This window comes from Stenotrophomonas sp. PFBMAA-4, from assembly GCF_030053215.1.
In the GTDB taxonomy this organism is placed as follows: Bacteria; Pseudomonadota; Gammaproteobacteria; order Xanthomonadales; family Xanthomonadaceae; genus Stenotrophomonas.
This window is the reverse complement of sequence record NZ_JASGBW010000005.1, coordinates 182,837-196,993: the sequence shown is the minus strand read 5'-3', so window position 1 is coordinate 196,993 and position 14,157 is coordinate 182,837. Positions and strand designations below refer to the sequence as shown.

The window sequence follows — 14,157 nt, the reverse complement described above, 5'->3', positions numbered from 1 at the left end:
CTACAATGGGGCTGCCGTCTTCTGTAGAGCCGAGCCTGCGCTCGGCTGCTTTTTGTACCGGCCAGCCGAGCATGGGCTCGGCGCTACATCAGGCCGCCTCGGCGCGCAGTGCCGCCTGCACCGCCGGGCGCGCATTGATCCGGCGGACGTAGGCCTCCAGTGCCGGCCATGCCGCAAGGTCGATGGCAAAGAAGCGGCACCAGCCGAGCACAGTGAACAGATAGGCGTCGACCACGCTGAAGGCGGCGCCCATCAGGTAGTCCTGTGCCGCCAGCGTCTCCTGCAGCAGGTCGAAGCGCTTGAACAGTTTCTGCCGGAAGAAGGCCTTGGCCTCGTCCGGCAGCGCCGCATTGAACAGCGGCGCCGAGCCGGCGTGGATTTCGCTGGTCACGAAGTTCAGCCATTCCTGCAGGCGTACGCGCTGCCAGCTTGCAGGTGGCGGCGCCAGGCCGCTGTCCGGCCGCAGATCGGCCAGGTACTGGACGATGGCCGGGCCTTCGCCCAGCACTTGCCCGTCATCAAGTTCAAGTGCTGCGACATAGCCCGTGCGGCTGATGGTGCGGAAATCGCGGCCATCGCTGGTGCGCTTGGTCGCGTTGTCGACCTTCACCAGTTCGAAGGGCAAGCCGAGCTCGCGCAGCACGATATGCGGCGACAGCGAGCAGGTGTAGGGCGCGTAGTACAGCTTCAAGGGAAACCTCCGATGGCAGGGAATGGGCAGTGGCAAGCGCCGCTGCAGACCAGTCTGCCCAGCGCGAGCGCGGTGGTAAAATTAATGTTCGACTCCATTGCCATAAGTTGAGCTACTGCATCACATGATGAATCTCGCGCATTGGCGGTTGCTGGTGGCCGTGGCCGACGAGGGCACGATCTCGCGCGCGGCTGACCGCGTCGGCATCACCCAGTCCGGTGCCAGCCAGGCCATCGGCCAGCTGGAGGCCGCACTCGGCTTTCCGGTGTTCGTCCGCGAGCGCCGCCAGGTGGACGTCACGGCGCTGGGCCAGCAGGTGATCGATCACGCGCGGCGCATGCTGGACGGCCTGCAGGCCATCCGCGCGCTGGCTGATGACAGCCAGGGGCTGAGCGGTGCGCGCATCCGCCTGGCAACGTTCCCCTCGATCGTTTCGACCGTGCTGCCGGCACTGCTGCGCGACTTCCAGCGCCGCCACCCGGGCATCGAAGTGGTGGTGGTGGAGGGCACCGACGAGGAGGTCGAACAGTGGCTGGCTTCGGGTGCGGTCGAGGTGGGCGTGGTGCTGAATCCTGCACCCGCGCGATTGCCGCTGGCCCTGGGGAGCGATGCGTGGGTGGCGGTGCTCGCGCAGGCACATCCCTTGGGGCGGCGCGCCACCGAGCGCGGAATCGCGCTGGATGAACTGGCTGCCGAGCCCTTCATCCTCGCCACAGGCGGGTGCACCGTGAACGGCCAGCGGCTGATGGAGGACGCAGGCCTGCAACTGGCCGACGTGCGGATCACGGTGCGCGACTGGGCCAGCGCTTGCGTGCTGGTGCGCGAGGGACTGGGCGTTTCGCTGGTGCCCGAATCGACCCTGCCGTTGGATCGTCAGGGGCTGCGGGTGCTGCCCATCACCCCGGGCATCCGCCGCGTGTTCGGCCTGGTCTGTTCCCCGGCGGCGCCCGCATCGCGGGCAACGCAGGTCTTCATGCAGGTACTGGGCGCGGCGGCTGCCGCCAGTGAGTCCGGGTCAGCGTGAACCCGCTGCCGGCGGTGCAGGGACGACCTGCTGCTGGCCATCGCTGTACATCATCATGATTTTCTCGCCGCGGTAGGGCAGCACGACCACCGGCCGCCACGGATCGTCCTTGGGCGAGGTGGCCTTGGCCGTGACAGTACAGCCGCTGTCCTTGATGCCGCAGCGGCGGATGGCGATCTGCAGGGTGCCATCGGCGGAGCGGTAATCGACGCCAGGTGAGTGGAACAGGGTTTCGCCCGGCATGCTGTAGCGGATCCGGATCTGGTTGGCGCCGAGCGGGCTCACTTCAACCGGCTGCACCGAGGCCCTGCGGTAGTCGCCTTCCAGCGGTTCGGCTGCGCAGGCCAGCAGCGGAACCAGGGTTGCCATCAACATCACCGCAGCGGCGCGCGACGTGCGGGCGAGGGGAGTCGAGCGCATGGACTTTCCTTCCTTGGTCAGATGCCCCCGATCATTGAACCGCAGCATTGCAGGGTCAAGACACGCGGCGCTGTTGCAGGCAACAAAAAACCCCGCCGAAGCGGGGTTTTTCGTCTGCAGGTAGGTGCCGACCAACGGTCGGCACCTACCGTGATGCAGATCAGTTCGCCTTGTGGATGGCGCGCTTGCTGACCGCCATCGCTGCGTCGTGGATCACTTCCGACAGCGACGGGTGGGCGTGGCAGATGCGGGCCAGGTCATCGGCCGAGCCGCTGAACTCCATGGTCAGCACGCCTTCGTGCACCAGCTCGGAGACGTTGGCGCCGACCAGGTGCATGCCGAGGATGCGATCGGTTTCGGCATGGGCCAGGATCTTCACGAAGCCTGCCGGCTCGATCATCGCCACGGCGCGACCGTTGGCGGCAAACGGGAAGCTGCCGGCCTTGTACGGAATGCCTTCGGCCTTCAGCTGTGCTTCGGTCTTGCCGACCCAGGCCAGTTCCGGCTCGGTGTAGATGACCCACGGGATGGTGTCGAAGTTGACGTGGCCCGGCAGGCCGGCGATCAGTTCGGCAACCGCGATGCCTTCCTCGAAGCCCTTGTGCGCCAGCATCGGGCCGCGCACGCAGTCACCCACTGCCCAGACGCCATTGACGCCGGTGTGGCAGTGCGCGTCGACTTCGATCTGGCCACGCTCGTTGACCTTCACGCCGGTGCCTTCGGCCAGCAGGCCCTTGGTGGCGGCGCGACGGCCGACGGCCACCAGCAGCTTGTCCACGGTCAGGGTCTTCTCGCCTTCGCTGTCGGTGTAGGTGACAACGACTTCCTTCTTCTTGCCCTTGCCGGTGATCTCGGTCTTGGAGACCTTGGCACCGAGGCGGATGTCCAGGCCCTGCTTCTTGAATTCCTTGGCAGCGGTCTTGGCCACTTCGGCGTCGGCCACGGCCAGGAACTCCGGCAGTGCTTCCAGGATGGTGACTTCAGCGCCCAGGCGCTTCCACACGCTGCCCAGTTCCAGGCCGATGACGCCGGCGCCGATCACGGCCAGGCGGTTCGGCACTTCGGTGAAGTCCAGGCCGCCGACGTTGTCGACGATGGTGTCGCCGTCGAACTTGGCGAACGGCAGTTCGATCGAATCCGAACCGGCGGCGATGATGACGTTGGTGCCCTTCAGCTCGACTTCCGAACCGTCGTGCTGCTTCACCTTGACCACGTTGCCCGGCTGCAGTTCACCGAAACCGTAGTAGGTGGCGACCTTGTTGGCCTTGAACAGCATGGCGATGCCGCCAGTGAACTGCTTGACGATCTTGTCCTTGCGGCCAACCATCGCTTCGACGTCGATCTTGGCATCCTTGAAGCTGATGCCGTGGTCGCCAAAGATGTGGCCCATGTTCCAGAACTGGCGCGAGGAATCCAGCAGCGCCTTGGACGGGATGCAGCCCACGCGCAGGCAGGTGCCGCCCAGTGCCGGCTTGCCGTCCTTGCCCAGCGCTGCGTCGATGCAGGCGGTCTTCAGGCCCAGCTGTGCCGCGCGGATGGCAGCGTGGTAACCGGCCGGGCCTGCACCGATGACGACGACGTCGAATTGTTCAGCCATTGAATTATTCCTTGATGCATTACCAGAACCCCTCCGCGCGGGCGCGGAGGGGCGGGAGGTCTCTTACAGGCCGAACAGCATGCGGCCCGGGTTTTCCAGCTGGTTCTTGATGTCCACCAGGAACTGCACCGAGTCCTTGCCATCGATGATGCGATGGTCGTAGGACAGGGCCAGGTACATCATCGGCGCGATCACGACCTGGCCGTTCTGGGCGATCGGACGCTCCTTGATGGCGTGCATGCCCAGGATGGCGCTCTGCGGCGGGTTGATGATCGGGGTCGACAGCAGCGAACCGAAGGTGCCGCCGTTGGTCACGGTGAAGGTGCCGCCCTGCAGTTCGTCCAGGCCCAGCTTGCCGTCACGCGCTTTCTTGGCGTAGTCGGCAATGGTCTTTTCGATGTCGGCGAACGACATGCGCTCGACGTTGCGCAGGACCGGGGTGACCAGGCCCTTCTCGGTGGACACGGCGATCGAGATGTCCGAATAGCCGTGGTAGATGATGTCGTCGCCGTCGATGGAGGCGTTGACCAGCGGGAAGCGCTGCAGGGCGTTGGCAGCGGCCTTCACGAAGAAGCTCATGAAGCCCAGCTTGATGCCGTGTGCCTTGACGAACTCGTCCTGCAGGTCCTTGCGCGCGGCCGACACCTTGGACAGGTCGACTTCGTTGAAGGTGGTCAGCATGGCGGTGGAGTTCTTCGACTCCATCAGGCGCTCGGCGATGCGCTTGCGGATGCGGGTCATCGGCACGCGTTCTTCCGGACGTGCGCCACCGGCCTTGCCGGCGCCGCCGTTGCGGGCGAAGTTGACGATGTCTTCCTTGGTCACGGCGCCGCGACGGCCGGTGCCGTCGACGTCAGCCGGGTTCACGCCTTCGGTGATGGCGGTGAAGCGGGCACCCGGCGGCAGGGTGTCGGCAGCCGACTTGGCAGCCGGGGCCGGAGCGGCGGCAGCGGCCGGAGCAGCGGCCGCCGGGGCAGCGGCTGCAGCCGGAGCGGCTTCAGCGGCCGGAGCCGGGGCAGCAGCCACGGCGCCTTCTTCGATGATCGCCACGACCTGGCTGGAGGTCACGGTGTCGCCTTCCTTGAACTTGATCTCCTTGATCACGCCATCGACCGGCGACGGCACTTCCAGGACGACCTTGTCGGTTTCCAGGTCAAGCAGGTTTTCGTCGCGCTTGACGGCGTCGCCCACCTTCTTGTGCCAGGTGGCGATGGTGCCGTCGGCGACGGATTCGGGCAGTACCGGGGCTTTGACTTCGGTGGCCATTGCGGGAGCTTCCTGGTTTGTCTTCTAAATAGGGGGAGGGTTATTCAGCGAACGTGTCGTTGAACGGGTTGACCAGTGCATCGGCGACCAGCTGCTGCTGCTCGCGGACGTGGTCAGCCATGTGACCGGCAGCCGGCGAAGCCGAACGTGCGCGACCGGCGTAGTGCAGGTTCTGGCCTTCGGCCAGGCAGAACTGCAGGTGGTGGCGGATCTGGTACCACGCACCCTGGTTCTGCGGTTCTTCCTGCGTCCACACCACGTCGGTGGCCTTGCCGTACTTCTTCAGTTCGGCGGCCAGCAGCGCACGCGGGAACGGGTACAGCTGTTCCACGCGGATGATCGCCACGTCGTCCTGGCCACGCTTGGTCTGGTCTTCCAGCAGGTCGTAGTAGACCTTGCCCGAGCACAGCACCACGCGCTTGACCTTCTTGGCATCGGCATTGGCATCGCCGATCAGGTGCTGGAACTCGCCGTTGGCCAGCTCGTCCAGGGTCGACACGGCCAGCTTGTGGCGCAGCAGCGACTTGGGCGACATCACCACCAGCGGCTTGCGGGTGGTCAGGTGCTGCTGGCGGCGCAGCATGTGGAAGGCCTGGGCCGGGGTGGACGGAACCACGACCAGCATGTTCTCCAGCGCGCACAGCTGCAGGAAGCGCTCCAGGCGCGCTGAGCTGTGTTCCGGGCCTTGGCCTTCATAACCGTGCGGCAGCAGCAGGGTCAGGCCGGAAATACGGCCCCACTTGGCTTCGCCGGCGGCGATGAACTGGTCGATCACCACCTGGGCGCCGTTGGCGAAGTCGCCGAACTGGCCTTCCCAGATGCACAGAGTGTTGGGATCGGTGGTCGAGAAACCGTACTCGTAGGCCATCACCGCTTCTTCGCTCAGCAGCGAATCGATGATGCTGGCCCTTTCCGGCGAATCCACCAGCTGCCGCAGCGGCAGGTAGTAGTTGTCGGTCTTCTGGTCGTGCAGGATCGCGTGGCGGTGGGTGAAGGTGCCGCGGCCGACGTCCTGGCCGACCAGGCGCAGGGCATTGCCCTCGTCCAGCAGGGTCGCGTAGGCGAGGTTCTCGGCAAAGCCCCAGTCGCCCGGGATCTCGCCGGCGGCCATCTTGCGGCGGTCGTCGTAGACCTTCGACACGCGCGAGTGCAGCTGCACTTCTTCCGGCACGGTGTTGATCAGCTTGGCCAGCTCGACCAGCTTGTCCTTGTCCACCTTGGTGGAGATCTCATCGGACAGCTTGCCTTCCAGCAGCTTCGGCCAATCGACGAACAGCGGGCTGGTCGGCGGGGTCTTCTCGACCTTGGCCAGTTCGGTGGTCACTTCGCCACCGTCCAGCTTGTCGCGGTACGCATCGACCATCGCCTTGCCGGCGCCGGCGGCGATCACGCCTGCCTTTTCCAGCTGCTCGGCGTACAGCTCACGGGTGGTCGGGTGCTTGCGGATCACCTGGTACATCAGCGGCTGGGTGATCGCCGGTTCGTCGGCCTCGTTGTGGCCCCAACGGCGGTAGCACATCAGGTCGATGACCACGTCCTTGGCGAACTTCTGGCGGAACTCGAAGGCCAGCTGCGCGGCGAACACGACCGCTTCCGGATCATCGCCGTTCACGTGCAGCACCGGTGCGGCGATCATCTTCGCCACGTCGGTGGCATAGCGCGTGGAGCGCGTATCCAGCGGGTTGGAGGTGGTGAAGCCGACCTGGTTGTTGACCACGATGTGCACGGTGCCGCCGACGGCGAAGCCGCGGGCCTGCGACATCTGGAACAGCTCCATGACCACGCCCTGGCCGGAGAAGGCCGCGTCGCCGTGGATGAGGATCGGCATGACCTGCTTGCGGGCGGTGTCCTTGCGGCGCTCCTGGCGCGAACGCACGGAACCGGCAACCACCGGGTCGGCGATTTCCAGGTGCGACGGGTTGAACGCCAGCGCCAGGTGCACCGGGCCACCGTCGGTGGCCACGTCGGCCGAGAAGCCCATGTGGTACTTCACGTCGCCGGCCGAGGCGTGCTCGTCGTGCTCGAACTTGCCTTCGAACTCGTCGAACAGCTTGCGCGGGTTCTTGCCGAGGGTATTGACCAGCACGTTCAGGCGGCCGCGGTGGGCCATGCCGACGACCACGTCCTTGACGCCATCCTTGCCGGCGCTGCGGATGATGGTGTCCATCATCGGGATCAGCGAGTCGCCGCCTTCCAGCGAGAAGCGCTTCTGGCCGACGTACTTGGTGTGCAGGTAGCGCTCGAGGCCTTCGGCGGCCGTCAGGCGCTCCAGCGTGCGGCGCTGGGTGTCAGCATCCAGCTGGTAGTTGCCACCGGCCAGTTCCAGCTTCTTGTAGATCCACTGGCGCTGCTCGACTTCGGCGATGTGCATGAACTCTGCACCGATCGAGCCGGTGTAGGTTGCCTTCAGGCGTGCCAGCAGGTCACGCAGCTTCATGCGCGGCTGGCCGCCGACGCCGCCGGTGCTGAACTCGCTGTTGAGATCGCCGTCGGACAGGCTGTGGAACGGCAGGCCCAGGTCCGGGGTGTTGACCGGCGTGGTCAGGCCCAGCGGGTCCAGGCGCGCGTCGAGGTGGCCGCGCGAGCGGTAGGCAGTGATCAGACGACCGACATTGCGCTCACGCTCGTCGCCTGCACCCGTGCCGGTGCCGGCTTTCAGCGCATCCTTGGCCGCGTCCGCGATGTGGGAGATGACGGCCGAGTGCGGAATGTCGCCTGCTTCACGGCCCTTGAAGCCGTCGAAGTAGGTTTTCCATTTGGGATCGACACTATCCGGGGAGACCAGGTACTGCTCGTACAGGTCCTCGACATAGGAGGCGTTGCCGCCGGCGAGTTGCGAAGATTGCGCAAACTGCTTCAGTTGATTGTCCACGATGGAGGGTGCTGATTCGCTTTGTGGGGTATGGCTTCAGAAGGACCCTGCAGGAAAATGAATAGCCCTGCACGGGCGCGTTCAAACGGCCAAATTGTACCCCCATCCGGACACGAAGGGGCACCGCCAACGGCATTGCGCGTCCCCCGGTGTCGCTCCCAGACAGGTTTGTCCGGGACAGCGCGCTCAGATGCCGAGCGCGCGCAGTTCGCTGCAATCGCGCGAACGGTCCCAGACGCGCTGCAATTGCTGCTCGAACGGCTGCGAACGTGCCGGCAGCGCGATCCCGGCTTCGCCGTCCAGCCGATGGCCGATAAGACGAAAGTAGAAGTCGCCCGCGTCATTGACCAGGCAGGCCGAGGCCAGCGCACGGTCGATCGGATCGCTGACCTCGCGGAACTGGATCACACTGGGCAGGCGCTGGGCCAGCGCCAGCAGCGGGGAACCGGCAGCAGCAATCGCGGCCGCGTCGTGCACGATCACCCGCAATTGCTTGTCGTGGCGGGCGGTGACGAAGCGGCGCAGGGCCGCCTGCACCGGCGCTGCATCGAGCAGGCCGGGGTCGAGCTGGCGGCTGTGCAGCCACAGCTGGCGTCGCGCCCGGTGGATGATGGCGGTGGTGATGGCCACGGCCTCGGCGCGGCTGTCGATGGCGCTGGCCACGCCCAGCCGGCGGCGCATCTGCTGGTGGCCGATGCCGGCCTCCTCGAACACCTCGCCTTCGGGCAGGAAGCCCTGGCGGGCGTAGAAATCACGGGCCGGCAGCTGCGCGTGCAGGTGCACTTCGGCCAGGCCGAGCGTGCGCCCGGCCTCGACCAGTGCATCCAGCAGGGCCTCGCCGACCCCCTGGTTACGGTGGCTGGCCAGCACCGCCATGCGGCCGATGCGGCCATCGGGGGAGAGCCGGCCGGTGCCGACCGGCTGGCCATCGGCGTCCAGGGCCAGCGCGTGGGCGCTGACCGGGTCCAGAGCATCACGCTCAAGCTCGGCCGCGATGCCCTGTTCCTGCACGAACACCCGCTGCCGCACGTCGTGGATGGCGGCGTGGGCGTCGGCGTGGCTGACCTGCTGGACCCGGATGGTGGCCATGGCTCAGGCGCGGCCGTCGTTGCTGTCGTCTTCGTCGTGGTCTTCGAAGTTGACGATGACCTCGATGCCATCGTCGTGCACGTTTACGGTGTGCACGTCGTCGGAGACCACCTCGTCGTCGAGCTCGGCCACCTGGTCGTGGCCTTCGACCACTTCGCCCAGCACTGCGGCGTCCTCGCCTTCGTCCTCGTCCTCGGCGTCAAACACCTCGTTCGGGTCGATCAGCTGGAACACGCCGCCGACCAGCAGCTGCTGCAGTACCGCGCGGCCCTTGTCGGACAGGCCACGGTAGGCCGCCGCGTCCAGCTGCTCGGCGCCGGCCAGACGCTGTGCGTCCTTCACCGGGAGGGCGAAATCCTGGCCGCTGACATACAGGCTGGCGCCGCGCTTGGCCCGGCGCCAGGCCAGGCGTGCCCACGGGTGGCGCTGCAGCAGCAGGCCCGAAGCCAGCGCCTGCACCACTTCTTCCGGTGCCGGTGCCGCCTGGTGGGCCATCACTTCGCCCGCCGCGCGGTAGGTGGTGATGAAGCGGCCGAACCAGTCGCCCAGCTTGTCCGGGTCGTTCATGCGGATGGCGTTGAGCGCGGTGATCACCCGTGCCATCGCCACTGTATCGATTTCGTTCGGATCGGCCGGGACCTTCAGGTCGGGATCCTGGTAACGGATGTTCTCGTCGGCATCGGCGATGAGCGTGTCCAGGTAGTCGCTGATCAGCTCGGCCGAGGCCGGCGCACGCATGCCGAAGGAGAAGGTCAGGCAGGGGTCTTCGGCCACGCCGTGGTGTGGCACGTTCGGCGGCAGATACAGCATGTCGCCCGGCGCCAGCACCCAGTCGTGGGTCGGCTTGAACACCTGCAGCAGCTTCAGTTCCACGTCCGGGCGGAAGCCCAGCGGGGGCCGCTTGCCCTTGATCGATTCGCTGGCGTCGATCTGCCAGCGGCGGTGGCCGTGGGCCTGCAGCAGGAACACGTCGTACTGGTCGACGTGGGCGCCGACCGAGCCACCGGTGGCGGCGAAGCTGATCATCACGTCATCCATGCGCCAGCGCGGCAGGAAGCTGAAGTGCTCGATCAGGGCGCGCACGTCCGGGTCCCACTTGTCGACGTCCTGCACGAGCAGGGTCCAGTCGCGGTCGGGCAGGGCGGGGAACACCTCTTCCTGGAACGGGCCGCTGCGCACGCGCCAGCCGTCCTGGGCCTTGTCGTGCTGGATCAGGCGCGCCAGCACGCCTTCCTCGCAGGCCAGCCCGGCCAGGTCTTCCGGCTGCACCGGGGTCTGGAAATCGGGGAAGGCATTGCGGATCAGCAGCGGGCGCTTCTGCCAGAAGTCGCGCAGGAACGTGGCCGGGGCCATGCCCAGCGGCTTGCCGGGGCGGGCGGTGACTTCGATGAGGGGAGCGGTGGACTTGCGGGCGGCCATGGGGGATTCCTTGCAGCGGAAAGCGGGAGGGGCGGCGTGGCGGGCCGCCTGAGATCTCCATTGTCCGCCGTTCGTGGGGATTGCGCACGTGCGCGGGTTTGTCGCGGGGGTTCCGGCCAACGGCGGAGCCCCTCGTGGCGGTGTGGTTGGTCGCGGAATGCGCTGGGTTCATGGGCTGGGCCGGGCGGGTGGGCTGCGCGGGGGACGCCGTGAACCCATCCCTGGGGGCTTGGCCGCGGCATCCATGCCGCGGACACCCCCGCGCAGCCCACCCGCCCGGCCCCTGACAGTTTCCTCCGCGGCCCGCCACGGAATGGAAGAAGAAAAGCAAAGGCAACGCGGGTCGCGCGCTGCGCTTGCTCGTGCTGTCGTTCATGCGACTGTAGATCCACGCCATGCGTGGATGGAGCTTTCCCGAGCAAGTTCATCCACGCATGGCGTGGATCTACATGAGCATCCTCCACCGGAAACCGGAATTGTCAGGCGCCCAAAAACAAAGAGGGACGCGGCGAAGCCGCGTCCCTCTTTCAAATTCCGTCCCGACAACGTCATCCACGCATGGCGTGGATCTACTCATCCGTCACCGGGAAACTGTCAGAGGTGGGGCGGGTTGGGTTCGCGGGACCGCAGGCGCCATGGATGGCGCCTACGAGCCCCCATGTTTGACGTTAGCAGTTGCTGTTGCAGTTGCCTGCCGCAGGCAGCGCCCGCGGCCGCCGCCGCAAGGAAAACCCCTTAGATCTTCTTCGCCAGCGCCTCAGCCAGGCCCGTGTAGCTGCCCGGGGTCATCTCACGCAGCGACTGCTTGGCATCCTCCGGCAACGCCAGCGTCTCCACGAACGCCCGCATCGACTCCGCCGTGATGCCCTGCCCACGGGTCAGCGCCTTCAGCTGCTCGTACGGGTTCGGCAGGCCGTGGCGGCGCATCACCGTCTGCACGGCCTCGGCCAGCACTTCCCAGGCCGCGTCCAGATCGGCATCCAGGCGCTGCGGGTTCACTTCCAGCTTGCCCAGGCCCTTGGCCAGCGAATCCAGCGCCACCTGGCCGTGGCCGAAGGCGGTGCCCAGTGCGCGCAGCACCGTGGAATCGGTCAGGTCACGCTGCCAGCGGCTGATCGGCAGCTTCGCGCTGAAATGCTCGAACAGCGCGTTGGCGATGCCGAAGTTGCCCTCGGCATTCTCGAAATCGATCGGGTTGACCTTGTGCGGCATCGTCGACGAACCGACTTCGCCTTCCTTCAGGCGCTGCTTGAAGTAGCCCAGCGAGATATAGCCCCAGATGTCGCGGGCCAGGTCGATCAGGATGATGTTGGCGCGGCGCGCGGCATCGCCGATCTCGGCGATGTTGTCGTGCGGCTCGATCTGCGTGGTGTACGGGTTGAACACCAGGCCCAGGCTGGTCACGAAGCGCTCGGCGAAGGCCGGCCAGTCCACGTCCGGGTAGCTGGCCACGTGGGCGTTGTAGTTGCCCACCGCGCCGTTGATCTTGCCGGTCAGCTCGACCGCGGCGATCTGCCGGCGCTGGCGCTCCAGGCGGGCGACCACGTTGGCCAGCTCCTTGCCCAGGGTGGTCGGCGAGGCGGTCTGGCCGTGGGTGCGCGACAGCATCGGCTGTGCGGCCTGGGCGTGGGCCAGGGTGCGCAGGGTGGCGGCGACGCCGTCCAGGCTCGGCAGCAGCACTTCGCGGCGGGCCTGTTCCAGCATCAGGCCGTAGCTGAGGTTGTTGATGTCCTCGCTGGTGCAGGCGAAGTGCACGAACTCCAGCGCCGGGGCCAGCTCGGCGTCGTCCTTCAGCTGTTCCTTGATGAAGTACTCCACCGCCTTGACGTCATGGTTGGTGGTGCGCTCGATCTCCTTCACGCGCGCAGCCTGGGCCGGGGTGAGGTTGGCGGCGAGGGCGCGCAGGCGGGTGGTGGCCGCCTCGGAGAACGCGGCCAGTTCGACGATGCCCGGCTCGGCGCCCAGGGCCAGCAGCCACTCGACCTCGACCGTGATGCGGGCCTTGATCAGGCCGTACTCGGAGAAGATCGGGCGCAGGGCGTCGACCTTGCCGGCATAGCGGCCATCGAGCGGGGACAGGGCGAGCAGGGCGTAATCGGACATGTCGGCAGGGCTGGGGCGAGCGGCGGGGGCCATATTCTACGACGCTGCGGGCTGCCGCGCTTCGCGCTCGCCGGGCATGGCCCGGCGCTACCGATCGGACGCTGCGGCCCATCGGCGTTGTCCCCTGCTGCGGACAAGGGAGTATCGTTGGCACAGCCGCCAGCCCCGGGAAGCGACCCGCTGCCAGCCGCCGCTTCCCTTTCCCCAACAGAAGTAGTGCGGAGTTGATGCAATGAGCAAAGCTGCAAGCAAGGGTGGAACCGCGACGTTCCGTATCGAACACGACAGCATGGGTGAACTGCAGGTACCTGCCGACGCCCTGTGGGGCGCGCAGACCCAGCGTGCCGTGGAGAACTTCCCGGTCTCGGGCCAGCGCATGCCGCGCGGTTTCATCCGTGCCCTGGGCCTGGTGAAGGGCGCTGCCGCCGGCGTCAACGCCGAGCTGGGCCACCTGCCCAAGGTCGTGGCCAAGGCCATCCAGGTGGCCGCCGCCGAAGTGTCGGCCGGTCAGTGGGACGCGCATTTTCCCATCGACGTCTACCAGACCGGTTCGGGTACCTCCTCGAACATGAATGCCAACGAGGTCATCGCCACCCTGGCCAACCGTGCCGGCAAGGCGGGCAAGACCGCGGTGCATCCCAACGACCACGTCAACCAGGGGCAGAGCTCCAATGATGTGATCCCGACGGCGTTGCGCGTGTCGGCGGTGCTGGCCGTGCACGAGCACCTGCTGCCGGCGCTGGTGCACCTGCGCAAGACCCTGGACAAGAAGGGCCGCAGCCTGCGCAAGGTGGTCAAGACCGGCCGTACCCACCTGATGGATGCGATGCCGCTGACCTTCGAGCAGGAATTTGGCGCGTGGTCGGCGCAGCTGGCCTCGGCACAGGAGCGCATCGAAGACAGCCTCAAGCGCGTGCGTCGCCTGCCGCTGGGCGGCACCGCCATCGGCACCGGCATCAATGCCGATCCGCGCTTCGGCGAGCAGGTGGCCAAGGCCCTCAAGCAGCACACCGGAGTCAAGTTCGACAGCGCGGCGAACAAGTTTGAAGGCCTGGCCGCGCAGGACGATGCCGTGGAACTGTCCGGCCAGCTCAATGCCCTGGCCGTGGCCCTGATCAAGATCGCCAACGACCTGCGCTGGATGAACGCCGGTCCGCTGGCCGGGCTGGGCGAGATCGAACTGCCGGCCCTGCAGCCGGGCAGCTCGATCATGCCGGGCAAGGTCAACCCTGTCATTCCCGAGGCGACCGTGATGGCCTGCGCGCAGGTGATCGGCCACCACACCGCGATCACCGTGGCCGGGCAGACCGGCAACTTCCAGCTCAATGTCACCCTGCCGCTGATCGCGGTGAACCTGCTGGATGGCATCGGCCTGCTGGCCAACGTGTCCGTCCTGCTGGCCGACAGCGCCATCAAGGGGCTGAAGGTGCGCGAGGACCGCGTGGCCGAGGCGCTGGCGCGCAATCCGATCCTGGTGACCGCGCTGAACCCGATCATCGGCTATGAGAAGGCGGCGGCCATCGCCAAGCGGGCCTACAAGGAACAGCGCCCGGTGCTGGATGTGGCGCTGGAGGACAGTGGCTTGGACGAGGCCGAACTGCGCCGCCTGCTGGACCCGACCGCGCTGACCGCCGGTGGCATCCAGGCCGGCGGTGGTGGTGCCGGCGGCTGATCTG

General features: G+C 66.9%; 10 protein-coding genes. 2 read left to right on the top strand and 8 right to left on the bottom strand.

Annotation, left to right across the window (positions count from 1 at the left end; genetic code table 11):
• Nucleotides 1-88 precede the first annotated feature (88 nt).
• A complete protein-coding gene (gene gstA, locus QMZ26_RS05825) occupies nt 89-691 on the bottom strand; it encodes a glutathione transferase GstA (protein ID WP_283220855.1) in 603 nt (200 codons plus the stop codon).
• A 127-nt stretch (nt 692-818) separates the two neighbouring features.
• Here gstA and QMZ26_RS05820 point away from each other — a divergent pair, with 127 nt between their 5' ends.
• Nucleotides 819-1,715 carry a LysR family transcriptional regulator gene (locus tag QMZ26_RS05820; protein WP_283220854.1) on the top strand — a complete coding sequence of 299 codons (897 nt, stop codon included), beginning with the start codon at nt 819-821 and terminating at the stop codon, nt 1,713-1,715.
• Here the strand turns inward: QMZ26_RS05820 and QMZ26_RS05815 are convergent.
• The 7 genes from QMZ26_RS05815 to purB form a co-directional block, all read right to left on the bottom strand.
• Nucleotides 1,707-2,270, bottom strand: coding sequence for a hypothetical protein (locus QMZ26_RS05815; RefSeq protein WP_283220853.1), 564 nt, complete (start codon nt 2,268-2,270; stop codon nt 1,707-1,709). The two genes, QMZ26_RS05820 and QMZ26_RS05815, sit on opposite strands and share 9 nt — an antisense overlap.
• A gap of 25 nt (nt 2,271-2,295) precedes the next feature.
• Nucleotides 2,296-3,732, bottom strand: a complete 1,437-nt coding sequence (lpdA, locus tag QMZ26_RS05810) for a dihydrolipoyl dehydrogenase (RefSeq protein WP_200732189.1) — start codon at nt 3,730-3,732, stop codon at nt 2,296-2,298.
• 63 nt (nt 3,733-3,795) lie between these two features.
• Nucleotides 3,796-4,998, bottom strand: a complete 1,203-nt coding sequence (gene sucB, locus QMZ26_RS05805) for a dihydrolipoyllysine-residue succinyltransferase (RefSeq protein WP_108746993.1) — start codon at nt 4,996-4,998, stop codon at nt 3,796-3,798.
• Between the two features lie 40 nt (nt 4,999-5,038).
• Complete coding sequence (locus tag QMZ26_RS05800) at nt 5,039-7,870, bottom strand: 2-oxoglutarate dehydrogenase E1 component (RefSeq protein WP_283220852.1); 2,832 nt, start codon at nt 7,868-7,870, stop codon at nt 5,039-5,041.
• 186 nt (nt 7,871-8,056) lie between these two features.
• On the bottom strand, nt 8,057-8,959 hold the full coding sequence (locus QMZ26_RS05795) for a GNAT family N-acetyltransferase (RefSeq protein ID WP_283220851.1): 903 nt from the start codon (nt 8,957-8,959) through the stop codon (nt 8,057-8,059).
• Nucleotides 8,960-8,962: 3 nt separating this feature from the next.
• On the bottom strand, nt 8,963-10,378 hold the full coding sequence (locus tag QMZ26_RS05790) for a cupin domain-containing protein (protein WP_283220850.1): 1,416 nt from the start codon (nt 10,376-10,378) through the stop codon (nt 8,963-8,965).
• 735 nt (nt 10,379-11,113) lie between these two features.
• Nucleotides 11,114-12,481, bottom strand: a complete 1,368-nt coding sequence (gene purB / locus QMZ26_RS05785; RefSeq protein WP_283220849.1) for an adenylosuccinate lyase — start codon at nt 12,479-12,481, stop codon at nt 11,114-11,116.
• 232 nt (nt 12,482-12,713) lie between these two features.
• Here purB and QMZ26_RS05780 point away from each other — a divergent pair, with 232 nt between their 5' ends.
• Nucleotides 12,714-14,153, top strand: coding sequence for a class II fumarate hydratase (locus QMZ26_RS05780; protein ID WP_283220848.1), 1,440 nt, complete (start codon nt 12,714-12,716; stop codon nt 14,151-14,153).
• Nucleotides 14,154-14,157: the final 4 nt, after the last annotated feature.